Annotated in this window: 24 protein-coding genes, 1 other RNA gene and 1 other annotated feature; of the genes, 6 read left to right on the plus strand and 19 right to left on the minus strand. The window is 48.2% G+C overall.

Features of this window, described 5'->3' with window-relative positions; translation table 11 throughout:
* The first annotated feature begins 36 nt into the window (after nt 1–36).
* Genes ACWJJX_RS13200 through ACWJJX_RS13215 form a run of 4 tightly spaced genes read left to right on the plus strand, consistent with a single transcriptional unit; the run spans nt 37 to nt 2995 of the window.
* Nucleotides 37–765: an amino acid ABC transporter ATP-binding protein gene (locus ACWJJX_RS13200; protein WP_014305489.1), complete on the plus strand. Its 729-nt coding sequence runs from the start codon at nt 37–39 to the stop codon at nt 763–765.
* 20 nt (nt 766–785) lie between these two features.
* Nucleotides 786–1613, plus strand: coding sequence for a transporter substrate-binding domain-containing protein (locus ACWJJX_RS13205; RefSeq protein WP_070082155.1), 828 nt, complete (start codon nt 786–788; stop codon nt 1611–1613).
* A 56-nt stretch (nt 1614–1669) separates the two neighbouring features.
* The gene (locus ACWJJX_RS13210) at nt 1670–2320 is read left to right on the plus strand and encodes an amino acid ABC transporter permease (RefSeq protein ID WP_182069314.1); all 651 of its coding nucleotides are present in this window, start codon (nt 1670–1672) and stop codon (nt 2318–2320) included.
* Between the two features lie 18 nt (nt 2321–2338).
* Nucleotides 2339–2995: an amino acid ABC transporter permease gene (locus ACWJJX_RS13215; protein ID WP_015417903.1), complete on the plus strand. Its 657-nt coding sequence runs from the start codon at nt 2339–2341 to the stop codon at nt 2993–2995.
* 35 nt (nt 2996–3030) lie between these two features.
* On the opposite strand, the gene ACWJJX_RS13220 is transcribed toward ACWJJX_RS13215, so the two are convergent.
* From ACWJJX_RS13220 to cymR, 8 genes are all read right to left on the minus strand, one after another.
* A complete protein-coding gene (locus ACWJJX_RS13220; protein WP_003152741.1) occupies nt 3031–3162 on the minus strand; it encodes a YrzQ family protein in 132 nt (43 codons plus the stop codon).
* A 21-nt stretch (nt 3163–3183) separates the two neighbouring features.
* Nucleotides 3184–3375 carry a hypothetical protein gene (locus ACWJJX_RS13225; protein ID WP_003152738.1) on the minus strand — a complete coding sequence of 64 codons (192 nt, stop codon included), beginning with the start codon at nt 3373–3375 and terminating at the stop codon, nt 3184–3186.
* A gap of 12 nt (nt 3376–3387) precedes the next feature.
* A complete protein-coding gene (locus ACWJJX_RS13230) occupies nt 3388–3846 on the minus strand; it encodes a PRC-barrel domain-containing protein (RefSeq protein WP_017418223.1) in 459 nt (152 codons plus the stop codon).
* A 118-nt stretch (nt 3847–3964) separates the two neighbouring features.
* Nucleotides 3965–6343, minus strand: coding sequence for an SF1B family DNA helicase RecD2 (gene recD2 / locus ACWJJX_RS13235; protein WP_058906208.1), 2379 nt, complete (start codon nt 6341–6343; stop codon nt 3965–3967).
* 18 nt (nt 6344–6361) lie between these two features.
* On the minus strand, nt 6362–6982 hold the full coding sequence (locus ACWJJX_RS13240) for a tetratricopeptide repeat protein (RefSeq protein WP_155589874.1): 621 nt from the start codon (nt 6980–6982) through the stop codon (nt 6362–6364).
* Nucleotides 6983–7069: 87 nt separating this feature from the next.
* A complete protein-coding gene (gene mnmA / locus ACWJJX_RS13245; RefSeq protein ID WP_058906210.1) occupies nt 7070–8185 on the minus strand; it encodes a tRNA 2-thiouridine(34) synthase MnmA in 1116 nt (371 codons plus the stop codon).
* Nucleotides 8186–8221: 36 nt separating this feature from the next.
* Entirely contained in the window at nt 8222–9361 is a 1140-nt protein-coding gene (locus ACWJJX_RS13250; protein WP_071391560.1) for a cysteine desulfurase family protein, read from the minus strand.
* A gap of 18 nt (nt 9362–9379) precedes the next feature.
* Nucleotides 9380–9796, minus strand: coding sequence for a cysteine metabolism transcriptional regulator CymR (gene cymR / locus ACWJJX_RS13255; RefSeq protein WP_003152730.1), 417 nt, complete (start codon nt 9794–9796; stop codon nt 9380–9382).
* Nucleotides 9797–9990: 194 nt separating this feature from the next.
* Here cymR and ACWJJX_RS13260 point away from each other — a divergent pair, with 194 nt between their 5' ends.
* On the plus strand, nt 9991–11259 hold the full coding sequence (locus tag ACWJJX_RS13260) for a replication-associated recombination protein A (RefSeq protein WP_003152729.1): 1269 nt from the start codon (nt 9991–9993) through the stop codon (nt 11257–11259).
* Between the two features lie 75 nt (nt 11260–11334).
* Here ACWJJX_RS13260 and ACWJJX_RS13265 read toward each other — a convergent pair whose 3' ends face one another.
* The 5 genes from ACWJJX_RS13265 to ACWJJX_RS13285 all read right to left on the minus strand — a co-directional run bounded on the left by ACWJJX_RS13265 (nt 11335) and on the right by ACWJJX_RS13285 (nt 16020).
* Entirely contained in the window at nt 11335–12099 is a 765-nt protein-coding gene (locus tag ACWJJX_RS13265; protein ID WP_255763913.1) for a tRNA threonylcarbamoyladenosine dehydratase, read from the minus strand.
* 71 nt (nt 12100–12170) lie between these two features.
* Nucleotides 12171–12363, minus strand: a non-coding RNA gene (gene ssrS, locus ACWJJX_RS13270) — 6S RNA.
* 62 nt (nt 12364–12425) lie between these two features.
* The gene (gene aspS, locus ACWJJX_RS13275; protein WP_060674699.1) at nt 12426–14204 is read right to left on the minus strand and encodes an aspartate--tRNA ligase; all 1779 of its coding nucleotides are present in this window, start codon (nt 14202–14204) and stop codon (nt 12426–12428) included.
* Between the two features lie 14 nt (nt 14205–14218).
* Nucleotides 14219–15493, minus strand: coding sequence for a histidine--tRNA ligase (hisS, locus tag ACWJJX_RS13280; RefSeq protein ID WP_007612829.1), 1275 nt, complete (start codon nt 15491–15493; stop codon nt 14219–14221).
* A 63-nt stretch (nt 15494–15556) separates the two neighbouring features.
* Nucleotides 15557–15789, minus strand: a binding site (T-box leader).
* 60 nt (nt 15790–15849) lie between these two features.
* On the minus strand, nt 15850–16020 hold the full coding sequence (locus ACWJJX_RS13285) for a YrzK family protein (protein WP_094247699.1): 171 nt from the start codon (nt 16018–16020) through the stop codon (nt 15850–15852).
* A 130-nt stretch (nt 16021–16150) separates the two neighbouring features.
* Between ACWJJX_RS13285 and ACWJJX_RS13290 the strand changes: the two genes are divergently transcribed.
* Entirely contained in the window at nt 16151–17713 is a 1563-nt protein-coding gene (locus tag ACWJJX_RS13290; protein WP_060674701.1) for an SH3 domain-containing protein, read from the plus strand.
* 25 nt (nt 17714–17738) lie between these two features.
* Here the strand turns inward: ACWJJX_RS13290 and dtd are convergent, their stop codons facing one another.
* From dtd to ACWJJX_RS13320, 6 genes are all read right to left on the minus strand, one after another.
* On the minus strand, nt 17739–18182 hold the full coding sequence (gene dtd / locus ACWJJX_RS13295) for a D-aminoacyl-tRNA deacylase (RefSeq protein ID WP_007408194.1): 444 nt from the start codon (nt 18180–18182) through the stop codon (nt 17739–17741).
* Between the two features lie 12 nt (nt 18183–18194).
* The gene (relA, locus tag ACWJJX_RS13300; protein WP_060674703.1) at nt 18195–20399 is read right to left on the minus strand and encodes a GTP diphosphokinase; all 2205 of its coding nucleotides are present in this window, start codon (nt 20397–20399) and stop codon (nt 18195–18197) included.
* Between the two features lie 157 nt (nt 20400–20556).
* Nucleotides 20557–21069 carry an adenine phosphoribosyltransferase gene (locus ACWJJX_RS13305; protein WP_003152714.1) on the minus strand — a complete coding sequence of 171 codons (513 nt, stop codon included), beginning with the start codon at nt 21067–21069 and terminating at the stop codon, nt 20557–20559.
* A gap of 5 nt (nt 21070–21074) precedes the next feature.
* Nucleotides 21075–23435, minus strand: coding sequence for a single-stranded-DNA-specific exonuclease RecJ (recJ, locus tag ACWJJX_RS13310; protein WP_454023029.1), 2361 nt, complete (start codon nt 23433–23435; stop codon nt 21075–21077).
* A gap of 55 nt (nt 23436–23490) precedes the next feature.
* A complete protein-coding gene (locus ACWJJX_RS13315) occupies nt 23491–23817 on the minus strand; it encodes a LapA family protein (protein WP_071391555.1) in 327 nt (108 codons plus the stop codon).
* A 61-nt stretch (nt 23818–23878) separates the two neighbouring features.
* Nucleotides 23879–24376, minus strand: coding sequence for a cation:proton antiporter regulatory subunit (locus tag ACWJJX_RS13320; RefSeq protein ID WP_012118088.1), 498 nt, complete (start codon nt 24374–24376; stop codon nt 23879–23881).
* Between the last annotated feature and the right edge of the window lie 62 nt (nt 24377–24438).

The following is a 24438-nucleotide window of genomic DNA, read 5'->3' on the forward strand; positions in this document are numbered from 1 at the left end:
GTCAATATGACTCATGTTTTTTTAAGGAGGATGGCCATGATTTCATTTCAGGATGTAAATAAGCACTACGGACATTTCCACGTGCTGAAAAACATTAATCTGCACATTAAAAAAGGGGAAGTCGTCGTTATCATCGGACCTTCAGGATCGGGAAAAAGCACGCTTCTCCGCTGCATTAATCAGCTGGAAACAGTTGATGGAGGCGCCTTAACGGTAAACGGCGTCTCCATCCATGACAAGAAAACGGATATCAATCAGGTCCGCCGGAATATCGGCATGGTGTTTCAGCATTTTCATCTGTACCCGCACAAAACCGTTCTGCAAAACATCATGCTCGCACCGATCAAAGTGCTCAAGCAATCAAAAGAAGAAGCAAAGGAAACGGCCTTATACTATTTGAAAAAAGTCGGTATACCGGACAAAGCGGACGCTTATCCTTCACAGCTTTCCGGCGGCCAGCAGCAGCGTGTCGCCATCGCCAGGGGGCTTGCGATGAAGCCCGAGATTATGCTGTTTGATGAACCCACATCCGCGCTTGATCCGGAAATGATAGGGGAAGTGCTGGATGTCATGAAAACACTCGCAAAGGAAGGCATGACCATGGCAGTCGTCACACATGAAATGGGATTCGCAAAAGAAGTGGCGGACCGCATCGTGTTTATCGACGGCGGATCCATCTTAGAAGAAGCTGCACCGGCTGAATTTTACGAAAGCCCCCGTGAAGAGAGGGCGCGTTTATTCTTAAGCCGTATTTTAAATCACTGAAAAGAAACGGAGGAGCGCTTATGTCACGCGTAACAAAATGGTTGTCATTCGGATTGATATCACTGCTGGCCGTCTTTATGCTGGCAGCCTGCGGAGGGAAAGAAACGTCCGGGGATTCAAAAGGAACGGGAAAAGACACGTTAGCCTCTATTAAAGACAGAGACAAAATCATCTTCGGCGTCAAAACCGATACGAGGTTATTCGGGCTGAAAAACCCAAGCTCCGGTGATATTGAAGGCTTCGATATTGATATCTCAAAACAGCTCGCAAAAGATATTCTGGGGGATGAGAAGAAAGCGGAATTTAAAGAAGTGACGTCAAAAACGAGGATTCCGATGCTGCAAAACGGCGATATCGACGCCATCACCGCCACGATGACGATAACGGATGAGCGGAAAAAAGAAGTTGATTTCTCAGATGTTTATTTTGAAGCCGGGCAATCCCTGCTCGTCAAAAAAGGAAGCAGCATCAAAAGCACCGAAGACCTGGGAAAAGGCTCAAAAGTATTGGCGGTAAAAGGCTCCACTTCCTCACAGAACATCAGGGAAAAAGCGCCTGACGCCTCAGTGCTGGAATTTGAAAATTACGCCGAAGCGTTCACTGCGCTTAAAGCGGGACAGGGAGATGCGCTCACAACCGATAATGCGATTTTATACGGCATGGCGGATGAAAATAAACAATATCAGCTGACAGGCGAAACCTTCACCGATGAACCTTACGGAATCGCCGTCAAAAAAGGCCAATCCGGCCTTGTCAAAGAAATCAACGCCTCTTTGAAAAAAATGAAAGCCGACGGCAGGTACGAAAAAATCTATAAAAAATGGATAAAAGAAGAACCGGCAAAATAGGACGGATCGCGGGATGAGCAGGCATGCTCATCCCCGTTTTATAAGGAGTGACATAGATGAACTTTTCAATTTTAACGGAAAACTTCGATATGTATATGGACGGTTTCCTGCACACATTGCTTGCGAGCTTCATCGCGCTGGCAGGCAGCTTTGCGGTGGGCGTTCTGATCGCAGTCATGAGAATCACGGCTTTCAAACCCCTTCAATGGATCGGCACTGCGTATGTGGAATTTATCCGGAACATCCCGCTTCTCCTCATCACATTCGTTTTTTATTTCGGACTTCCGAACGCCGGGCTGAGACTGGACGGCTTTCAGGCGGGAACAATTGCGCTTACGATTTACACGTCCGCCTTTATCGCAGAAGCCATCAGAGCCGGAATTCAGACTGTCCCCAATGGGCAGATGGAAGCGGCCAGATCGTCAGGCTTCACCTACAGTCAGGCGATGAGATATATCATTCTTCCTCAGGCCGTAAAAATCGTCATTCCCCCGCTCGGAAACCAATTTCTCAACCTTGTCAAAAACTCATCAATACTCGGAGTGGTGGCGGGACTCGATTTGATGTATCAGGCGGATCTCGTGTCCTCGAGCACTCTTGTCGTGTTTGATGTCTATATTTTCGTCGCGCTTTTTTATTTGATATTAACGATCCCGCTCAGCATCGGGGTTCACTATTTGGAAAGACGTCTCGGAAAGAGTTATTAGAGAAGGAGAGTGAAAAACATGGATTTTAGCGGCGCCTATACACCTGACCATCTGCTGTTTTTATGGGACGGCTTTTTGGTCACACTTTATGTTGCGCTGATCTCCATTGTCCTGAGTTTTATTTTCGGGCTTGCCGCCGGCACTTTGCGCTATGCGAAAATTCCTATCGTCTCGGGCATTATAGCGGCCATTGTGGAAACCATCCGCAACCTGCCGCTGTTATTAATCATTTTCTTTACGTTTTTTGCCCTTCCGGAAATCGGGATCAAACTGGAAATTACCGCGGCCGCCATCACGGCGCTGACGATTTTTGAATCGGCCATGCTGTCAGAAATCATCAGAAGCGGTTTGCAATCCGTTGACAAAGGACAGATTGAAGCGGCGCGTTCTTCAGGACTGACGTACACGCAGACTCTTTTTCTCGTCGTCATGCCGCAGGCGCTCAGGCGTATGGTTCCTCCGATTGTGAGCCAGTTTATCTCCTTATTAAAGGATACGTCACTTGCGGTCGTCATCGCTCTGCCCGAACTGATTCATAACGCGCAGATTTTAAACGGACAAAGCGCTGACGGGGGGTATTTTTTCCCGATCTTTCTGCTGGCGGCCCTGATGTATTTCGCGGTCAATTACAGCCTGTCTCTCGCAGCCAGACGGCTGGAAGCGAGACAAACGTAAAAAGGATACTTCCGGAGAAGTATCCTTTTTTCTGCTTAAAACATTTTCATGACTCGTCTTCTCATCCGTTTCATCCCTTTTTTATTCAGCATATCGGACTGAGAAGCCATACGATACATAACGGCTCCAGCTCCTAAAGCCAACAGAGAGGTCATTGTTCTGCCCATCGCGCGTATCTCCTTTCAACTTTAAAAATTGATACTGCGTTCGTCTTCAGAAAACAAATCATCAAGACTGCTTAACGTGCCGTCTTCCTCTACTTGATGTGTCGCAATTTTGCCTTTGGCCACCGTCAGCTCAATGAAGCAGCCCCAGCAATAGTATTGGTTTACGCCGATTTTGCCGATATCTTTACTTTTGCAGTTCGGACATACAAGCACAGACTACACCTCTTATCCGTTCAGGACGATGCCTTCTTTCCCCGCTTCAATAAGCGTATCGGCGGCGCGGCGCACTTGGCGTCTGCCAGCCAGATCTGAAAAGAAGCCGTCCGAGAGTTCATATGCTACGATTATGCCCCTGTCCAAACAAAAGTATACATCTTCCAGCAAACCGAACATTTCACCATCAGGCGATTTCACCGGCTGCATTTTAATCTGTTCAAAGGTGAAACAGCTCTTCGGCAAAGGCTGCAAATGAGCATGACCGGCAGCTACGGCTTCTTGATCCATCTCTTTTATATCACTTGCCCCTAAAAAAAGATGGCGGTTGTGAAACAAGCGTTTCTGCTCCAGCACGAAACCGAGAAACCGGCCGTCCAGAGAGAAACATACATCCGATATCATTCCGAGACTGCGCCCGGTGTTTTCGTCATATACTGTTCGTCCTTCAGCTGCATGGCATGTTCTCAAAGTGTGATCAACCACCTTTTGTTGAACACGTATAGGTTTTGCCAAGAAGCCGGGCAGCATACTTTGAAATGACTTCCACAGGCGAAAAACCGGCGCATAAACATGTGCCGGGTTTTATTTACGCTTTTTCTTCCATAAAGTCAAAAGGCGTGATGCCTTCCATTCCGATGTTCGCATCGTATACACTGAACGGCAGCTCTTTTTGCAGGGCGGCCAGTTCTGCATCCATCTCTTCAGTCTGCTCTGTGAGCCTGTTTTTAAGCGACGTCTGTCTGACGGTGGCATCATTGTTTTTGACGCCCCATTCAAGCGCTTCTTCTTCTCCGCAAAGAATCAGGAATTTTTTCGCTCTTGTAATGGCGGTATAAAGCAGATTTCTCCTGAGCATTCGATAGTAGCCTTTGACGACAGGCAGGACGACAATCGGGAATTCGCTTCCCTGCGACTTATGAATGGAACAGCAGTAAGCGTGGGTAAACTGGCTGAAATCCTTTTTCGTAAAGGTGATTTCGTTGCCGTCAAACGAGACGACGACCATGTCTTCTTTTTCCGTATTTTCTTTGGCATAAAAAATGGACACGATTTCGCCGATATCGCCGTTAAACACATTGTTTTCCGGCTGGTTGACAAGCTGCAATATTTTATCGCCCGTCCTGTAGACGACATCCCCGAATTTCAGCTCCCGCCTTTTTTCTTTCGGCGGATTCATGATGTCCTGAAGAAGCATGTTCAGCTCGTTAATTCCCGCTTTTCCCCTGTACATCGGGGCAAGCACTTGAATATCTCTGGAGGTATACCCCTTTTTTAACGCGTTCGAGACGACCTGGTCCACGACTTCTTTAATCTGTGAAGAATTACAGCGGATAAATGAGCGGTCCTTTGTCGGCGCGGTCAGCCCCTTTGGAAGCAGCCCTTTTTTCATATCATGGGCAAGTTCCACAATGGATGATCCTTCAGCCTGACGGTAAATATCTGTCAGGCGCACGGTCGGCAGCACCTCAGAAGCCAAAAGGTCTCTGAGCACCTGCCCCGGTCCTACTGAAGGAAGCTGGTCTTCATCACCGACTATAATGAGCTGAATGTGCTTAGGAAGCGCCTTAAACAAATGGCTGGCGAGCCAAATATCGAGCATACTCGCTTCGTCTATAATGATCAGTTTCCCTTCAATCGGCTGATCTTCATTGTAGGTAAAGCCTTCAGCGCCATTCCAGCCAAGCAGCCTGTGAATCGTAACAGCCGGCAGACCCGTAGATTCGCTCATTCGTTTTGCGGCTCTTCCGGTCGGCGCGGCAAGCAGCACCGGAAATGCTTCATCTTTTTTATAATCACCAGGGTCAAGGGATACGCCGTGCAGTTCACTGTATAATTCCACGATTCCTTTAATAACGGTCGTTTTCCCCGTTCCCGGTCCTCCGGTCAGTAAAAGCATCGGCGAGGACAGCGCTTTTTGAATGGCATCCTTTTGGCTTGGTGCGTATTGAACATTCATCCGTTCTTCCAGTTCACCGAGCGCAAGAAGAAATTCCGATTCAGGAAACTGATCGGCATACTCCGTCTGGGCCGCAATGTCGAGCACGCGTTTTGCGACGTTTTGTTCGGCGTAAAACAAGGACGGAAAATAGCAGCGCTCTCCTTCAATGACGATATCCTTACTCTCCCCGAGGGCGATGATGCCGTCAGCCGCATCCATCTCCGTGACGCGGCCGCCTTCAGCTGACTGATTCAGGAGCGTTTGCGTATTGATAATCAGCTGCTTTGTCTCTATGTACGTATGGCCCTCTGAAAGACAGGTCGATTCAATCGTATATAAGATTGCCGCTTTGATCCGCTCCGGGTGGTTTCCTGACAGACCCATTTTTCCGCCCAGCTCGTCAGCTTTCACAAAGCCGATGCCTTCAACGTCTTTTACAAGCTGATAAGGATTTTCCTGAATTTTCTCCAAGGTTTCCGTTTCGTAGGCCTGATATATTTTCATGGATAGCTGGGGCCCGAAACCGTATTGGTTCAGAGAGATCATAATCTGCTCAAGACCCTGATGCCGCTGCAGCTCTCCCGCCAGTTTGTCCGCTTTCTTTTTTGACATTTTCGGCACATCATAAAGCACCGATGCATCAGCCAGAATTTTATTGAGCGCGCCGTCTCCAAGCTTTTTGACGATTTCTTCCGCCGTTTTTTTTCCGATTCCTTCAAACAGATCACTTGATAAATAGTGAATGATCCCTTCTTTTGTGGTCGGAATTTCTTTTTTAAAGTGTTCAGCCTGAAATTGCAGGCCGAACTTAGGATGCGTGGCGGTTTTTCCGTAAAATGTGTAGGTCTCATCTTCTTGCAGCAGAGGGAAGTAGCCCGTTACGGATACGACCTTGTCTTCGATCGCCTCAGACGTTTCTGCAACCTTGACTTTCAGCACTGTATACAGGTTGGTGTCATTATGATAAATGACCGTATGAATGACGCCTTTTACATACGGCTGTTCTTCGATGTTCAGCTGATCCACGAGCCTTCCCTCCTTTTGTTATGACTGGGTGATAAGCTGTTTCGCATGAAGCGCAAGCATATGATCAGGCTGTATGCCGATTGCGCCTTCCAGCATCTCAAGCGCCTTTTCACGATTTTCTTTGTACGCGTAAGCGACCCCGGCATTATAAAATGCGTCCGCGTGGCTTGGATCCTGCTCGACCACCTTCTCAAACTGCGCAAGAGCCTCATCCAGCATTTCTTCATTTGCGAGACACATTCCGAACTGGAAGCGCGCTTCCGTGTCATTTTCGTTTAATTCAACGGCACGCTGCAAATACGGCAGCGCAAGCTTCGGCCGCTCTAATTTAACGAGAACGGTCCCCAGCATATAAAACAAATCTCCGTTTTCCATTCCGGAGCGAAGCGCTTTTTCAAACATATCCTTCGCTTCGGAAAACGATTCTTTCATCACATATACGTTTCCCGCACCGTAATAAGCGGCTGCCGCCGAATTGTCCAATTCAAGCGCTCTGTTATAGAATGCAAGCGCCCGTTCGAGTTCGTTCACAGAAGAAAGCAGATTTGCGAAGTTGATGTACGGCACCGGGTCTTGGCCGTTTTCCTCAATCGCTTTCGTAAAAGCCTCTGCCGCTTTTTCAAAATCGCCCTCCTGCATGGCGTCAATCCCGATTTTATTATAATCCATTTTTAACTTCCTTTCGCTAAAAAACCCCAACATGCGAGTTGAGGTTTTTTACATGTGTTATACGTACCACAGTTTTGTTCCGTCTTTATAAACGTCATCTATCGTTCCGCCGCCGAGGCACTCTTCTCCGTCATAAAAAACGACGGCTTGTCCCGGCGTAACGGCGCGTACCTGCCCGTCAAAAATGATTTCCGCTTCATCATCACCCGTCATTTTCACCGTTACTTTGTGATCTTCCTGACGGTAGCGGAATTTCGCCGTGCATGTCATTTCGCCGCTGTCCATCAGACCGGGACGCGTCCAGCTGACATTTGTCGCCGTGATCTTATCGGAATACAGAAGCGGATTATGGAATCCTTGATCAACATACAGAATGTTTTTTTCAAGATCTTTACCGACGGCGAACCACGGCTCGCCGCTTCCGCCGATTCCAAGACCGTGGCGCTGTCCGATTGTATAATACATCAGACCGTCATGACGCCCTTTTATTTCTCCGTCCATTGTCATCATATCGCCCGGCTGAGCGGGGAGATATTGGCTGAGAAACGTTTTGAAGTTGCGTTCGCCGATAAAGCAGATTCCCGTGCTGTCTTTTTTCGCAGCTGTCGCAAGTTCCGCTTCTTTGGCGATTTCCCGCACGCGGCTTTTTTGCAGATCACCGATCGGGAACATGACTTTGCTGAGCTGTTCCTGATTGAGCTGATTCAGAAAATAAGTCTGGTCCTTGTTTTCATCCAGACCGCGGAGCATGCGCACTGTACCTGCGCTTCTATCCACGCGTGCGTAATGGCCCGTCGCAAGATAATCCGCGCCGAGTGACAGAGCATGATCCAAGAAAGCCTTAAACTTAATTTCTTTATTGCACATGACATCCGGATTGGGGGTTCTTCCGGCTTTATATTCATCAAGGAAATATTGAAATACCTTTTCCCAATATTGCTTCTCAAAATTGACGGCATAATACGGAATTCCGATCTGGTTGCAGACCCGGATGACGTCTTCATAATCTTCCGTTGCCGTGCAAAAACCGTTTTCGTCCGTATCATCCCAGTTTTTCATAAAGATTCCGATTACATCGTAGCCCTGCTCCTTCAGCAGAAGGGCCGCCACGGAAGAGTCCACGCCGCCGGACATGCCGACTACGACTCTTGTATCCTCCGGCCGTTTTTCCATTTGCATTCACTCCATTAAAAACGTAAGTCCGCCGTTTTAAGCAAGCCGTTTAACGACGGCGGCAAGCTTTTCGGCGGCTGTTTCGATTTGTTCCGCCGTATTGCCGAGGCCGAAGCTGAGGCGGATTGACGAAGTCAGCCTGCCGCTTTCACTTCCGAACATGGCCGTAAGCACATGGGACGGAAGAACGGATCCCGCTGTACAAGCAGATCCGCTGGATACGGCAATGCCTTCCATGTCAAGATTGACCAGCAGCGCTTCCACCGGCACACCGGGAAAGTAAAGGTTTAAAATATGAGGCAGGCATTTCTCGGCATCTCCGTTCACCTCCGCTGTGACGCCGGCTTCTTCCAGCGTGCTCATGATGATGTTCTTAAACTCCTTATACTTCGCTGTTTTCTCTTCCCTCTCACGGTTTGAAAGGACGACCGCTTCTTTTAAGCCGGCGATGCCCGGTACATTTTCCGTCCCCGCGCGGCGCTTTCGTTCCTGCTCTCCCCCAAGAAGAATCGGTGACAGCTTCACCTCTTGATTTACATATAAAAAGCCTGTCCCTTTAGGCCCGTTAAGCTTGTGACCGGAAACAGACAGCATGTCAATTCTGCTTTTTTTCACATCAATCGGCATATAACCGAATGCCTGAACGGCATCTGTGTGAAAATAGGCCTGGTGCCCGCTTAACAGCTCTCCGATTTCGTCAATCGGCTGAATGGTTCCGACTTCGTTATTGCCATACATGACGGTAACAAGGATTGTATCATCACGGAGCGCTTCTTTCACCTGATTTGCACTGATCCGTCCTGAAGGGCCGGGGATGAGGTATGTCACCTCAAAGCCGTCTTCTTCCAGCTTTTCGCAGGCGTGCAATACAGCATGATGCTCAACAGCGGTCGTAATGATATGCTTTCCTTCATTCTTCCGGGCGGCAGCCGTTCCGAAAATCGCTAAATTATCAGCCTCCGTGCCGCCGCTTGTGAAAATAATTTCCTGTTCTTTCGCACTGATTTCGCGCGCGATGTCCGCTCTCGCTTCATCGACCCATTTCCGGGATTCTCTCCCGAATGAATGAATGCTTGACGGGTTGCCGAAACTGCCGAAGAAATGGGGCTTCATTTCTTCGAGCACACGTTCATCCATCGGGGAAGTCGCGGCATGATCTAAATAAATCCGTTCCATTGTCTTTACACCTCTGGTTTAAATATAGAACATATAAGCTTCCTGCTCGCCGTCCGTGTAGCTCGCAAGGTCTTCTAACGTCGTGCTGTCCAGCACGTCTTTTACAGCGTCGCGGATGCGGATCCATAACTCCCGCTTGGCAGGCTCTTCATCCTCAAGCACTTCTACCGGGCTGATCGGCCCTTCCAGCACTCTGATAATATCTCCGGCCGTTATCTCTTCAGGCTGGCCCCCGAGCACGTAACCCCCGTAAGCGCCTCTGATGCTTTTTACGAGTCCGGCGTTTCTGAGCGGTGATACAAGCTGTTCCAAGTAATGCTCAGAAAGGCTGTTTGTTTGGGCGATGCTTTTGAGCGACGTCGGACCGTCTCCGTGCTTTTTCGCCAATTCAATCATAATGGTGAGCCCGTATCTTCCCTTTGTCGATATTTTCAATATGAACACCCCAGTCAATTCTAATTGTTAATTTATACAAGTAAATGGATATGAATAATCTGTTTAGTATCTTATAGACCAACTGTTATTATAACATAACTTATCCTAATTTTCATTGAAACACGGGGCCCGCCGCAATTCGCTTTTCTAATCGGCCGTTTTCCGTTACCCTGTATATGTAAGGAGAGATGTTCATGAAACCATTGGCGTATCGGATGCGGCCTGCCAATATCGAAGACATTATCGGTCAGGAACATTTGGTCAAAGAAGATAAAATCATCGGCAGAATGGTGCGTGCGAAGCACTTATCATCCATGATCCTGTACGGACCGCCGGGCATCGGAAAAACGTCCATCGCCACAGCGATCGCAGGATCGACAAGCATCGCATTCAGGAAATTGAATGCCGTCATTCATAATAAAAAAGACATGGAGATTGTCGTACAGGAAGCGAAAATGTCAGGCCAGGTCATTTTAATCCTTGATGAAGTGCACAGGCTTGATAAGGGAAAGCAGGATTTTCTGCTGCCCTATTTAGAAAACGGCATGATTATTTTAATCGGCGCGACGACCGCCAACCCTTATCATGCCATTAACCCGGCCATCAGAAGCCGAACCCAGATATTTGAGCTTGAACCGTTAACACCCGATCTGATCAAGCAGGCATTGAAAAGAGCGCTCACAGATGAACACCGGGGACTCGGTTCCTACAGCGTTTCGGTGGACGACGACGCGATGGATCATTTCGCACAAGGATGCGGAGGAGACGTCCGCTCCGCTTTGAACGCACTGGAGCTTGCCGTGCTCTCCACAAAGGAATCAAGCGACGGCACGATCCGGATTACACGGGAAACGGCGGAAGAATGTCTGCAGAAAAAAAGCTATACCCATGATAAAAACGGCGATGCGCATTATGACGTCTTATCCGCGTTCCAAAAATCGATCCGGGGCTCGGATGCAAACGCCGCCCTTCATTATCTGGCCCGTCTGATCGAAGCCGGAGACCTTGAAAGCATATCAAGAAGACTTCTCGTGATCGCCTATGAAGATATCGGCCTCGCAAGCCCGCAGGCAGGCCCCCGGGTGCTGAGCGCGATTCAGACCGCAGAACGGATCGGCTTTCCGGAAGCGAGAATTCCGCTGGCCAATGCGGTAATCGAATTATGCCTCTCGCCAAAATCAAACTCCGCCATCTCAGCCGTTGATGAGGCGCTCAAAGACATCAGGACTGGTAAAATCGGCGATGTGCCGAAACATTTAAAAGACGCCCACTATAAAGGGGCCCAAGAGCTCGGACGCGGGATCGGCTATCAATATCCTCACGATTTCGAGAATGGATGGGTCGAACAGCAATATTTGCCCGATCCGTTAAAAAACAAGCAATACTATAAACCGAAACAAACGGGGAAATTTGAAGCCGCCATAAAGCAAGTGTATGAAAAACTGATGAAGCAGAAAAAATAACCGGACAAGATCTTTCGTGTAAACGGCGGATTAAAATAAAAAAACAGCCTTTCCTGAAGAAGGCTGTTTTTCTTTTTACTTATCTTTAACCCGTTTAATGTCAATGTCCTTTAAGAGCTCCATGACAACATGTCCGCCCATAATCAGACCGGCCACTGACGGAACCCAGGCGTTGGAAGACGGCGGCATTTGCGCTTTGCGGATTTTCGCTTCATCATTCCCGACTTCTTTTCTGACGTCTTCACGGATGACGATCGGGCTTTCATCAGAAAAAATGACCTGTATGCCTTTTTTAATGCCCTCTTTACGAAGCCTTGTGCGGACGACTTTGGCAATCGGATCAGTATGGGTTTTTGAAATGTCAGCAATCTGAAAGCGTGTCGGGTCTGTTTTATTCGCCGCTCCCATGCTTGAAATCAGCGGAACATTCCGTTTCAGACATTCTTTCATCAGATGAATTTTATAATGAATCGTATCCGACGCGTCAATGACGTAATCGAGCGGATACTCAAAGAACTGCTCATACGTCTCTTCTGTATAAAACATTTTTAAGGCGACGACGTCACAATCCGGATTAATATCAGCGATCCGCTCTTTCATCAATTCTGTTTTCGGCTGTCCCACCGTCGACAAGAGCGCATGCAGCTGGCGGTTTACGTTTGTAATGTCAACATCATCTTTATCGACAAGCACGATCCGCCCCACTCCGGACCTCGCCAATGCTTCGGCTGCGAATGAACCGACTCCGCCGACGCCGAGAACGGCAACCGTGCTGTTTCTTAACGTGTCCAGCCCTTCTTTTCCAATCGCTAGCTCATTTCTGGAAAACTGATGTAACAAGAGACTCACTCCACATTCTGGTTTTATAAACTCGGCTTGTCAGAAAGCCGCTGGTTTTAGCGCACAAAAAATAAAGTCCCAATTGTGCCGTTGCAGCTTTCCTTCGTTTTGAACCCGCTCTCAGCAGGTGGGTGCCCTTTTTTAAATCTTGTAAGTCCTCTTTAGCGAATGAAAAGAGGCATGTACGCCATTTAAAAATGCGGGCTCCCAAATCAAAAAAATGTTCGGTCAAAACTAGGTGTACAACTAACACATCAGGACTTTATTTAACTTGTCAAAATCATATCACAGCAGATTTTGATTTTCAAGAAACAAACTGCCGATCTTTACTGTTTCACTTTTCTTTTGACAGAAAGGTGAAGTTCTTCAAGCTGGGCGTCGCTCACTTCGCCGGGCGCTTCCGTAAGAAGGCAGCTTGCGCTTGCCGTTTTCGGGAAAGCGATCGTATCTCTTAAGTTAGTGCGGCCTGCTAGAAGCATAACCAACCGGTCTAAGCCGAGCGCGATTCCGCCGTGCGGAGGGGCGCCGTATTCAAAGGCTTCAAGAAGGTATCCGAACTCCTCCTCCGCTTCTTCTTTTGTAAAGCCGAGAAGCCCGAACATTTTTTCCTGAACGTCTTTTTCAAAAATACGGATTGAGCCTCCGCCGAGTTCATAGCCGTTTAAGACAAGGTCGTAAGCCTGCGCTTTCATATCTTCAGGCGCCGTTTCAATCAGGTCAAGATCTTCACGGACAGGCATTGTAAACGGATGGTGAGCCGCATAGAAACGGCCTTCTTCCTCGTCATGCTCCAGTAACGGCCAGTCCACAACCCACAGGAAGTTGAAGAGGCTTTCGTCAATCAGGCCGCGTTCTTTGCCTAGTTTTAAGCGAAGCGCGCCGAGGGATTGAGCCACAACCTCAAACTTATCAGCGCCGAACAGGAGCAGATCGCCTTCAGAAGCATTAAGCGCTTCAGCCAGTTTTGCCTGCTTCTCTTCATCAAAGAATTTCGCAATCGGGCCTTTTACGCCGTCAGCTTCAACTTTCACCCAAGCGAGACCTTTCGCGCCGTAATTTCCGGCAAAAACGCCGAGCGCATCGATATCTTTTCTGGAATAGTCGCCGGCAGCGCCTTTGACATTGATCGCTTTTACAACGCCGCCGTTTGCCACGGCTGATGAGAACACCTTAAATTCAGTATCTTTCACTATGTCTGACACGTCCGTCAGCAGCATGCCGAAGCGGGTATCGGGTTTGTCGGAACCGTAGCTGTTCATCGCTTCTTCATATGTCATTCGCGGAAGCGGCAACGGTACTTCAACACCTTTTGTTTCAAGCATGACTTTCGCCATCATCTCTTCCGCCAGAGCCATGATGTCCTCTTGACTCATAAAGGACATTTCAATATCAATCTGCGTAAATTCCGGCTGGCGGTCGGCACGCAAGTCTTCATCGCGGAAGCAGCGGGCCACTTGATAATACCGTTCAAAGCCCGACACCATCAGAAGCTGTTTAAAAATCTGCGGCGATTGCGGAAGGGCGTAAAATTCCCCTTCATGCACCCGGCTCGGCACTAAGTAATCACGGGCGCCTTCGGGAGAACTTTTTGTTAAAATCGGTGTTTCAATATCAAGAAATCCGTTTTCATCCAAGAAATGGCGGATGGATTTTGTGACTTGATGGCGCATTTGCAATGTTTGAAACATCGCCGGGCGGCGCAAATCCAAATAGCGGTGTTTTAACCGGACGTCTTCAGAAACGTCAGCCGCCTGGTCACTGATCGGAAACGGAGGCGTTTTCGCCGTACTGAGCACCGTCACCGCTTCAGCTTTGATTTCAATTTTACCGGTTTTCAGGTTGGGATTCACCGTGCCTTCTTCACGGGCAGAAACCGTGCCTTCGATATCAAGCACATATTCGTTTCTGATTGCTTCCGCTGCGGCAAGGGCTTCCTTCGATACGTCAGGGTTGAACACGACTTGCACAATACCCGAGCGGTCCCGCAAATCAATGAAAATCAAGCCGCCGAGATCGCGCCGTTTCTGCACCCACCCTTTCAGTTTGACGGTTTCGCCAATCGCTTTTTCAGTTATCTCGCCACAATAATATGTTCTTCCAAACATAGCGTTCCTCTCCTTCACTGCTTTTGATCTGCCTTTAACACTTGTATCAGCTCGTCTAACACCACTTCACGCTGCTCTCCTGTTTCCGCATCTTTTACATTGATTTTATTTTGAGCAAGCTCATCTTCCCCTAAAATCGCAATAAAACGTGCGCCGAGACGGTCAGCCGTTTTGAATTGGCCCTTCATCTTTTTATTTTCATAATCGATTTCACTTGAGATGCCCGCTTCTCTCAGTTTGTACACAAGGGAAACGGAATAATCCTTCGCTTTTTCTCCGAGCGTCACGATGTAGCAATCAATCCCCTGATTGACGGGAAGCTCTGTTTTCTCAGCGTCAATGGCTGCCAGCAGACGTTCGATGCTCATCGCAAATCCGATACCCGGCGCTTCAGGTCCGCCGATCTGTTCAACAAGCCCGTCATAGCGGCCCCCGCCGGCAAGGGTTGTAATCGCTCCGAATCCTTCGGCATTGCTCATAATTTCAAAAGCGGTATGGTTATAATAATCAAGCCCTCTGACAAGGTTCGGATCTATTTCGAACGGGATGCCGAGATCGTTTAAGTATTGTTTTACTTTCTCAAAATAAGCGGCTGATTCTTCATTTAAGTAATCAAGAATGGACGGAGCCGTTTTCATCAGTTCATGCTCTCTGTCTTTCTTGCAGTCAAGAATTCTGAGCGGGTTTGTGTGCAGACGCGACTGGCAGTCTGAGCAAAATTCTCCGATGCGCGGTTCAAAATGTTTGACGAGCGCTTCCCGGTAGGATTTGCGGCTCTCCTGGTCACCAAGGCTGTTCAGCACAAGCTTGACATGTTTCAAACCGGCTTTACGGTAAATACTCATCGCAAGCGCAATGACTTCTGCATCCACGGCCGGATCTTTGGAGCCGATCGCTTCAATTCCGAATTGATAAAATTGGCGGAAACGCCCTGTCTGCGGACGTTCGTAACGGAACATCGGTCCGACATAATAAAGCTTCGTCGGCTGCACCGGGTTCGCAAATAATTTATTTTCATTGAACGCGCGGACTGCGGCGGCTGTTCCTTCCGGCCGAAGCGTCAGGCTTCTCCCTTTACGGTCTTCAAACGTGTACATTTCTTTCTGCACGATATCTGTAGACTCACCGACGCCTCTTGCGAATAATTCCGTATGCTCGAAGATCGGCGTGCGGATTTCTTTATATTGATAAGTGCGGCACGTCTCTCTCATAATTTGTTCGACGAACTGCCATCTGTCTGATTCACCCGGCAGTATGTCCTGTGTGCCTCTTGGAATGTGATATGCCATGTTACAGGCCTCCTTAATGTCTTTCTTCAAATAAAAAAACTCCCGCTCCTACTATACATGTATAGTAGGGACGAGAGTTATACCCGTGGTGCCACCCTAGTTGGAATGCCGAAGCATCCCCGCTCTGACCTTTAACGCAGGTTCACGTCCGCTGCCTAATGACTTGCAAAAGCGTTCAGCAGGGAACCTCCGGAGTGTTGTTTCGAGAAAGATGCAGTGCGGATCCGCTTTCAGCCCGGGACGGTTCCTCTCTTCTCCATGCATTCTGACCTACTCTTCTCCATTATCGGTTCAAAATCGTTATCATGACTTATGTACATCAATTTCTATTATAATAATGGGATTGCACTCCCCTGTCAAGTTTTATTCCGTCTGTTTTTCCTTGCGACCGCTTCTTTCGATAAGAGACCGAACTCCGTCGACGTCTCTTCTAGAAAACCCGCCTTTTCTCTATCGCTCTGATCACTGAAGTGCAGATTTCCTTCCGCATCGTGCAGCGCGCGTCCCATTTTTGGTTGATATTTCATGATTTGCACACCTTTTCGCTGTATTTATGACTAGTATAAACAAACCATTTTATTTTTATTTAACATTCAGCAAGGAAAATACGATATTATACAAGAATGTATTTTAGTTAGTTCAGAAAGGAGGACAGCCATGAAGAAGAGAACTCTTGCTCTTATTTTATGCGGCGTCATCATCACAGCGCTTCTTCCGTCATTTCACACCGCAATCGCCGCCGAAGGAGAAGCGGTCATCGCGACAGACAAGATCAATGTCAGAGGCGGTCCCGGCCTGAGCTACGGAATTAAGGCTGAAGTGAAAAAAGGGGAAAGATACCCGATCACTAAAGAAGAGGGAGACTGGGTACAGCTTCAGCTGAGCCCAGGTAAAACCGGATGGGTCGTTTCCTGGCTGATATCAAAAACAGCCGGGGGAGCAGACAATTCATCCGCAACAAGCGGAACGGTCACTTCCACCGATCCTGACCTCCGCATCAGAAAAGGCCCGGGGACATCGTATGAAGTCATCGGCAAACTTCCGCAAGGCGCGCATGCATCCGTGCTGGACAAGAACAGCGGATGGGTGAACATTTCTTATCAAGGCACAACCGGGTGGGTTTCTTCCGAATACGTCACCGCGGACAGCGGCGGATCGGATACGAAAGCAACTTCGGCCCGAAGCGGGTCAAAAAGCGGGACTGTCGGCGTTTCTTCATTGAATGTCAGAAGTGCAGCGTCACATGATTCAGCGATTATGACTAAATTATCACGCGGAACAAAGGTTTCCATCTTAAGTGAAGACCACGGCTGGCTGAAAATTGAAGCAAACGGTCAAAAAGGCTGGGCAGCAAGCCACTACATCATAAAGGATTCTGACTCATCGGGCAGCGCATCCGGCTCGGGAGACGGTTCTGCGGGCTCAGGCTCCTCGAAAAAAGCGTATATTGTTTACGGCGGCACCAACTTAAGGAGCTCGGCCTCGACTTCCGCTTCTATCGTAAAAAGGGCAGATAAAGGCGCAGCCTACCCGATTGTCGGCTCAAGCGGCAAATGGTATGAAGTCCGGCTTGAGAACGGACAAACCGCATATGTGGCAGACTGGGTCGTACAAACGTCAAAAAGCGGTGAGGAAACAGGCGAAGCACCTTCTCCCAACACGTCAGGCGGCAGCGGCTCACTTAAAAACAAAACGATCGTCGTTGATCCCGGACACGGAGGAAAAGACAGCGGAACGATCGGCTACTCCGGAAAGTTTGAAAAAAACGTAACGATTAAAACCGCTAAGCTGCTGGCCCAAAAATTGAGAGCGGCCGGTGCAAACGTGTATATCACCAGACAGGATGATACATTTATCAGCCTGCAGGCCAGGGTTTCAACCTCTCATTACCGGAATGCGGATGCCTTTATCAGCATCCACTATGACAGCTATGCCGATACGTCAACGCGGGGAAGCACGGCTTATTATTACAGTCCGTCTAAGGACCGCCAGCTTGCCTCAGACGTCCATTCTGAAGTAGTGAAGCGTTCCCCTATTCCTGATCGCGGCGTTCTGTTTGGCGATTATTACGTTCTGAGGGAAAATAAACGGCCTGCCATGCTGTATGAGCTCGGCTATCTCAGTCAACCGCAAGAAGAAACAATCATACATAGCGGCTCTTACCAGGAAAAAGTGACAGACGGAATTGAAAGCGGATTGGAACATTATTTTCAATCATAAAAAAAGCTGCCGAACGGCAGCTTTTTTATTGTTTAGAATCCATAATCAATGTAATCGGCCCGGAATTCGTCAGCTGAACATCCATCATGGCTCCGAATATTCCGGTTTCCACTTTGACTCCTTTTTCCCGAAGGAGTTCGTTCCACTTTTCATAAAGGAGCACAGCCTGATCCGGTTTAGCCGCATTCATAAAATTCGGGCGTCTCCCTTTCTTCGTTTCGCCGTAAAGCGTAAACTGGGAAACGGATAAAATCTCCCCGCCCGTATCCAAAAGCGATAAATTCATCTTGCCGCTTTCATCATCAAAAATCCGAAGATTCACGATTTTATCCGCCAAGTAAGCGGCATCTTCTTCTGTATCTTCATGAGTGATACCGACAAGCGCCATAATACCGGGTCCGATCCGGCCGGCGACAGCGCCGTCAACCGTCACACTCGCTTCTGTTACACGCTGAACAACTAATTTCATAGCAAGCTCCTTTTAGTTCATTACCCGGCGGACTGAATAGATGTCTCTGATCTGTTTAATCCGCTCGACCACTTTGTGCAGATGATTGATGTTTTGAATAAAAATCGCCATATGAATCGTAGCGACTTTATTGCGGTCGGATTTGCCGGAGACAGAGGAGATGTTGGTTTTCGTTTCATTTACGGCTTGGAGCACCTCATTTAAAAGCCCGAGACGGTCATACCCCAAAATCTCAATCTCAACGTTATATTCTTTGCGCCTTTGAACCTGTGATTCATGCTCCCATTCAACGGGGATCAAACGTTCCTGCGCTTCATTCGTTTTGACGTTCGGACAGTCATCCCGGTGAACGGATACACCGCGCCCTTTTGTAATAAAACCGACAATATGGTCGCCCGGCACCGGGTTGCAGCATTTCGACAAGCGGACGAGAAGGTTGTCAATGCCTTTTACGCGCACACCCGCTTCCCGTTTTCTCCCTTGCGGATAATGTTTCGGCTCGGAAGTGACTTCCTGAACGATTTTTTCCTGCTCTTCCTGGTCACGCAGCTTCCGTTCTTTTTCGGTGAGCCTGTTGGCCACCTGAAGAGCGGTAATGCCGTTATATCCGACCGCCGCGTACATATCCTCTTCATTTGAGAAATTGAACTTGTCGGCAACTTTTTGAAGATTTTCGAGTGTTAAAACATCTTTCACTTCAAAATCAAGATTTTTAATTTCTTTCTCGACAAGCTCACGGCCTTTTTCGACGTTTTCTTCCCGGCGCTGTTTCTTAAAGAATTGGCGGATTTTGTGTTTCGCCTGGGACGTCTGCGCCAGTTTGACCCAGTCTTGGCTCGGACCGTAAGAATGCTTGGACGTCAGAATCTCGACGATGTCGCCCGTCCGGAGCTTATGGTCAAGCGTCACCATTTTTCCGTTCACTTTCGCCCCGATTGTTTTGTTGCCGATCTCCGAATGGATCCTGTAGGAAAAATCAATCGGCACAGAGCCTGACGGCAGTTCAATGACATCGCCTTTTGGCGTAAATACGTATACCATGTCAGAAAACAGATCGATTTTCAGCGATTCCATAAATTCTTCCGCATCGGTAGACTCGTTTTGGAATTCCAGAATTTCACGGAACCAGGACAGTTTTTTCTCAAATGTCGCTTCTTCGTTTGCAGCCTTGCCTTCTTTATATGCCCAGTGTGCGGCCACCCCGTATTCAGCGATCTCATGCATCTCAAACGTTCTGATCTGCACTTCCAGCGGATCGCCTTTAGGCCCGATTACGGTCGTATGCAGAGACTGATACATATTCGGCTTAGGCATCGCAATATAATCTTTGAATCTGCCCGGCATCGGCTTCCAGCACGTATGAATAATGCCGAGTACGGCGTAGCAGTCTTTAATGCTTCCGACAAGAATACGGACGGCGAGCAGATCATATATTTCATTGAACTGTTTATTTTGCAGCGCCATCTTGCGGTAAATGCTGTAGATGTGCTTCGGACGTCCTGAAAAGTCCGCTTTAATATTCACTTCTTCAACGCGTTTTTTCACTTCATTGACAACCTCTTCGACATAAAGTTCGCGTTCCGCGCGCTTTTTCTTCATGAGGTTGACGATTCTGTAATATTGCTGAGGATTCAAATAACGGAGAGCGGTGTCTTCCAGCTCCCATTTGATCTTAGAAATCCCGAGCCGATGGGCCAGCGGAGCGAAAATCTCCAGCGTCTCATTTGAAATTCTCCGCTGCTTTTCCTGCGGAAGATGCTTTAACGTCCGCATATTGTGAAGGCGATCCGCCAGCTTGATCAATATGACTCTGATATCCTGAGCCATAGCGACAAACATTTTTCGATGGTTTTCCGCCTGCTGCTCCTCTTGAGATTTATACTTAATTTTACCGAGCTTCGTCACGCCGTCGACAAGCATCGCCACTTCTTCAGAAAATGCTTCCTTCAGGTCGTCGAGGGTGACATCCGTGTCCTCCACCACATCATGCAGAAATCCGCCCGCAATTGTGGAAGGGTCCATTTCCAGATCGACGAGGATCCCCGCCACCTGAATCGGATGAATGATGTACGGCTCACCTGATTTGCGGTACTGTTCGCGATGCGCGTCTTGCGCATACAGGTAAGCTTTCTCAACAAACGCAATCTGCTCCTCCGGCAGATAAGTGCGCGCTTTATCTATTACTTGCTCGGCAGTCAATACTTGTTCGTTCGCCATGGAATCACCTTTTTTAAATGTAAACTGTATTAGTTTATTATCAAGAAAAAAACGAGAGATGTAAAGGGCAGAAGTTCAAAACACCTAAAGAATCTGTCAGGATGATGAAATAATAGGAAAAAAGCACCCTGACACGAGTGCTTTTTTCCATATGCGGTTAATATTTCATTAATGTTAAAATATCGTAATCGTCAAGCTTGTCTCTGCCGTCAAGGTAAGAAAGCTCGATTAAGAATGCAATACCGGCTACGACGCCGCCCAGTTCTTCGACAAGCTTAATCGTTGCTTCGATCGTGCCGCCTGTTGCAAGCAAGTCATCAGTAATCAGCACGCGCTGTCCCGGCAGGATCGCATCTTTATGAATCGTCAGTACGTCTTTTCCGTACTCCAAACCGTAATCGACTTTAATGACCTCACGCGGAAGTTTCCCTTCTTTCCGAACCGGGGCAAAGCCGACTCCGAGCGCGTATGCAACCGGACAGCCGATAATAAAGCCACGCGCTTCAGGCCCGACAACTAAATCAATTTCTTTTTCTTTTGCATATTCAACAATTTGGTCAGTGGCGTAACGGTATACGTCGCCTTTGTCCATCAATGTCGTAATATCTTTAAATTGTACGCCTTCTTTCGGGTAATCGGGCACAATTGTTACGTATTTTTTAAGATCCATCTGTTCTATGTCCTCCTCGTACTTTCATAAGCCTCTGAACCTTGGTTCATCAGCTTATTCAGCCATTCCTTCAGCTCATGGGCTGCGGAATAATTGAGCTTCTGGTCTAATTCCATCAGCTGCTGTTTTACCTGATAGGTTTGCGAATCTGCCAGGTCGCGTTTTTTCGCGCCGCTCACGACAGACAGCACACCATCTTCTATTTTAACAAAACCGAGATCAAAAAACACCTTTGTCATAAAATTGATTGTGTCAATTGACCATCCTCTGTGTCTCGCAAGCTCTGAACCATGCTTGCCGAAGTCAAAAGCGCCCCTTTTCAAGAGAAATGCGTAAAACCACTTGAAATCATTCCGCGATGGAAATGAGGACAGGAAATGTTCTTCATGATTGATAAAAACAAAATAAATCCGTTCCGGCTTCTTTCCGTCAAGCAAATGCTGCAGGCGATCCGCTGACGGCGGCACATCCAGAAAAACGGCATATTTTCCGTCAAGCTGGAGAACTTCCGCCTCGGATTCCGAAGTGATCTCGGCAAGCTCGCCCGACAGCTCTTTTTCACGGAGCTTCTGAGCGGTTTTTTCGTTAAAGCAGATGAGCACCCGTTTTTCCTTCGGCAGCGCGGTGACCGTGTCTTCCCACGTCCGCTTGCCCCGGATATCAAAAAGCTGCCATTCCGGCACCGCAGCATCTTTAATCATCAGCTGGGGCTTCTTTCTGTTGTTCCATTCATTAATGGACATCTCGCCGACAATGGAAATCGTTGATCCGGGAACAACTCCGGCTTCCAGCTCTCCTTTGTTAAAGCCGACGCAGTCAAGGACGGCGGAATCACTTTTCACCGTCATTTTTACGTGGTTTTTATTCGCTCCGATCAGGCGCACATCATCAAGCACGGCATTTTTCACCATCACATGCGGTTTAGGGTTAAGCATGCCGAACGGCGACAGCATATTCAATTCTGTAATGCTTTCAACGGTTATGTCTTCAACGCCGCAGACAAGATCAACCTCCTGAACGGGAATAAAATCCTCTTCCGTAAGGGTTTCTTCAGCCATTTGATTCAGCCTGTCCCTTAATTCCGCCACATCTTCAGCCTTCAACGTCATTCCGGCCGCCATCGGATGCCCGCCAAAATGAGGAAGAATGTCTCTGCACTGTGAAAGGCTCGTAAAAAGGTTGAAGCCTCTGATGCTTCGCGCCGACCCTTTGGCGATTCCCTGCTCCTCATCTATTCCAAGCACAACAGCGGGCCGGTAAAAACGTTCAGCCAGCTTCGATGCGACAATACCGACGACTCCCGGATTCCAGCCGGCTTTTGCCACTACAATGGCAGACGGGTTTCCGCCTTGCTGCTGAACCATTTCAACAGCCTCTTCGGTCATGGTTTTCACCATTTTCTGCCGCTCTTTATTCAGCCGGTCAATATCCGAAGCCAGTTCCTCCGCTTCAAACTGATCTTCGGTCATCAGCAGGTGAACGGCGGGATCGGCCTGTTCTATTCTTCCGACGGCATTGAGCCTCGGTGCGACCTGAAATCCGATCGTTTCCTCATCAGCTTGTCCGATATCTCCGCCGGAAAGCTTAATCAGAGCTTTGAGGCCCGGCCGATTTGTCGTCCGAAGCCTTTCAATTCCGAGTGACGCAATTAATCTGTTTTCATCATGAAGAGGCACCAGATCTGCAACCGTACCGATTGCCGCCAAGTCCAGCATAGCTTCCGGCAAAGAACCCGTAAGCGCGTGGGCAAGCTTAAACGCCACACCGACGCCGGCCAATTCTTTAAACGGATAGCCGCATCCCGGCTGCTTCGGGTGGATGATCGCAAATACGTCAGGAAGCTCGGGTCCCGGCTCATGGTGGTCGGTAATAATGACGTCTAAGCCCAGCTCTTTTGCGACTTCAGCTTCATGGACGGCGGCGATTCCCGTATCCACTGTAATGATCAGCGAAAATCCCCGCTCTTTTATGGAGCGGAAAGCTTGTTCATTCGGGCCGTAGCCTTCTGTAAAACGGTCGGGAATATAAAAGTCAACGTCCGCCGACAGCTGTCTGAGTGCCGTCAGCATCACTGACGTGCTTGTAACGCCGTCTGCATCGTAATCTCCGTAAATCATAATCGGTTCCCCTTGAGAAACCGCCAGTTTTATCCGATCAACTGCTTCCCGCATTCCCTTTAATTCATACGGGTCATAAAAGTCTGCATCCTTTGTATGTAAAAACAGCCTTGCGCTTTCGGCAGTATCAAAACCTCTTTTTACAAGCAGTGATGCCACAAGAGGTGTTATGTCCAATTGTTCTGTGAGTGATTTGACTTTTTCCTGATCCGGCTGCTGGATTTCCCAGCGCATTTTTGACGCTAACATAAATTCACCCCTCAACCACCCTATTATACTAGAGCGGACTGAGGGGTTTCAAATGTTATTCTGATCCTTTTTTCTCTTCAAGCATTTCTTCCGGCGCAGCGGCTGTTTTTTTGCCGTCCGAATCAGCCGTCAATTCACCTGCGGATCTGTTTTCTTTCCGCAGCATTTTAATTTCGCGCTTCAGTTTCATCACTTGAAATATACCGGCTGAAAACACGATCAGCGCTCCCATTAACACAGAGCCTAAAATGACTAAAATCAGCGGCCATTCAGCGGTTCCGAACAGATAATCAACCTCAACCGCCCGCACGTTAATGACAGCAAAGATGGCGACAATCAGAGTAAATAGTAAAGCGAATATAATAGTCCATTGTTTATTCATGCGTCTGCCCCCAATTATTTTCTTATCTTTTCCCCCATTTTCCCGGGAGTAAACCCCGGCCTCAGGAAATCCGGGCCGTCAACTGCTCGCGGACCAGCTTTTTCAGTCCGCTTCTTTCTCCCGATATGACGAGGGTGTCCCCTTCTTCAATTACGGTATCAATACCGGGACTCAGCTGTTTTTGCCGGTTTTTCTTCACGATCGCAATAATCTGGACGTTGTAATGTTTCTTGATCTCCAAATCTCCGATTGTGCGGCTGACAGCCGGTGCATGAGATTCGGCTTTAAACCACTCAATGACGAGGTCATCAAGCGCGACTTCCACAGATTCCAGCGCTTTCGGCTTATACGTCATCCCGCCTAAAATAGCGGAAATCTGCCTTGCCTCTTCGTCGTTAAATTCAACGGATGCCAAGCATTCGTCATGATCATTCTCATCGAAGTAATAGAGCTCTTTTCTGCCGTCATCATGAAGAATAATACTGATTTTATCATGATTTTTCGTAATGACTTCTACTTTCTGGCCGATGCCCGGAAGCTCCGACTCACGAACGTTCATAAGAACCCTCCTACATGTTTTTACAATGATGATTGATTATGTAAGCGTATGTCATTATAGCA

Source organism: Bacillus sp. YH3-2-B2 (assembly GCF_053663335.1).

Excerpts from the sequence above, each read along its gene's own strand:
- ACWJJX_RS13200 (WP_014305489.1), top strand. The coding sequence starts at position 37 with ATGATTTCATTTCAGGATGTAAATAAGCACTACGGACATTTCCACGTG.
- ACWJJX_RS13205 (WP_070082155.1), top strand. The coding sequence starts at position 786 with ATGTCACGCGTAACAAAATGGTTGTCATTCGGATTGATATCACTGCTG.
- ACWJJX_RS13210 (WP_182069314.1), top strand. The coding sequence starts at position 1,670 with ATGAACTTTTCAATTTTAACGGAAAACTTCGATATGTATATGGACGGT.
- ACWJJX_RS13215 (WP_015417903.1), top strand. The coding sequence starts at position 2,339 with ATGGATTTTAGCGGCGCCTATACACCTGACCATCTGCTGTTTTTATGG.
- ACWJJX_RS13220 (WP_003152741.1), bottom strand. The coding sequence starts at position 3,162 with ATGGGCAGAACAATGACCTCTCTGTTGGCTTTAGGAGCTGGAGCCGTT.
- ACWJJX_RS13240 (WP_155589874.1), bottom strand. The coding sequence starts at position 6,982 with ATGCAGGAGGGCGATTTTGAAAAAGCGGCAGAGGCTTTTACGAAAGCG.
- mnmA (WP_058906210.1), bottom strand. The coding sequence starts at position 8,185 with ATGGAAAAACGGCCGGAGGATACAAGAGTCGTAGTCGGCATGTCCGGC.
- ACWJJX_RS13250 (WP_071391560.1), bottom strand. The coding sequence starts at position 9,361 with ATGGAACGGATTTATTTAGATCATGCCGCGACTTCCCCGATGGATGAA.
- ACWJJX_RS13260 (WP_003152729.1), top strand. The coding sequence starts at position 9,991 with ATGAAACCATTGGCGTATCGGATGCGGCCTGCCAATATCGAAGACATT.
- aspS (WP_060674699.1), bottom strand. The coding sequence starts at position 14,204 with ATGTTTGGAAGAACATATTATTGTGGCGAGATAACTGAAAAAGCGATT.
- hisS (WP_007612829.1), bottom strand. The coding sequence starts at position 15,493 with ATGGCATATCACATTCCAAGAGGCACACAGGACATACTGCCGGGTGAA.
- ACWJJX_RS13285 (WP_094247699.1), bottom strand. The coding sequence starts at position 16,020 with ATGAAATATCAACCAAAAATGGGACGCGCGCTGCACGATGCGGAAGGA.
- ACWJJX_RS13290 (WP_060674701.1), top strand. The coding sequence starts at position 16,151 with ATGAAGAAGAGAACTCTTGCTCTTATTTTATGCGGCGTCATCATCACA.
- dtd (WP_007408194.1), bottom strand. The coding sequence starts at position 18,182 with ATGAAATTAGTTGTTCAGCGTGTAACAGAAGCGAGTGTGACGGTTGAC.
- relA (WP_060674703.1), bottom strand. The coding sequence starts at position 20,399 with ATGGCGAACGAACAAGTATTGACTGCCGAGCAAGTAATAGATAAAGCG.
- ACWJJX_RS13305 (WP_003152714.1), bottom strand. The coding sequence starts at position 21,069 with ATGGATCTTAAAAAATACGTAACAATTGTGCCCGATTACCCGAAAGAA.
- recJ (WP_454023029.1), bottom strand. The coding sequence starts at position 23,435 with ATGTTAGCGTCAAAAATGCGCTGGGAAATCCAGCAGCCGGATCAGGAA.
- ACWJJX_RS13315 (WP_071391555.1), bottom strand. The coding sequence starts at position 23,817 with ATGAATAAACAATGGACTATTATATTCGCTTTACTATTTACTCTGATT.
- ACWJJX_RS13320 (WP_012118088.1), bottom strand. The coding sequence starts at position 24,376 with ATGAACGTTCGTGAGTCGGAGCTTCCGGGCATCGGCCAGAAAGTAGAA.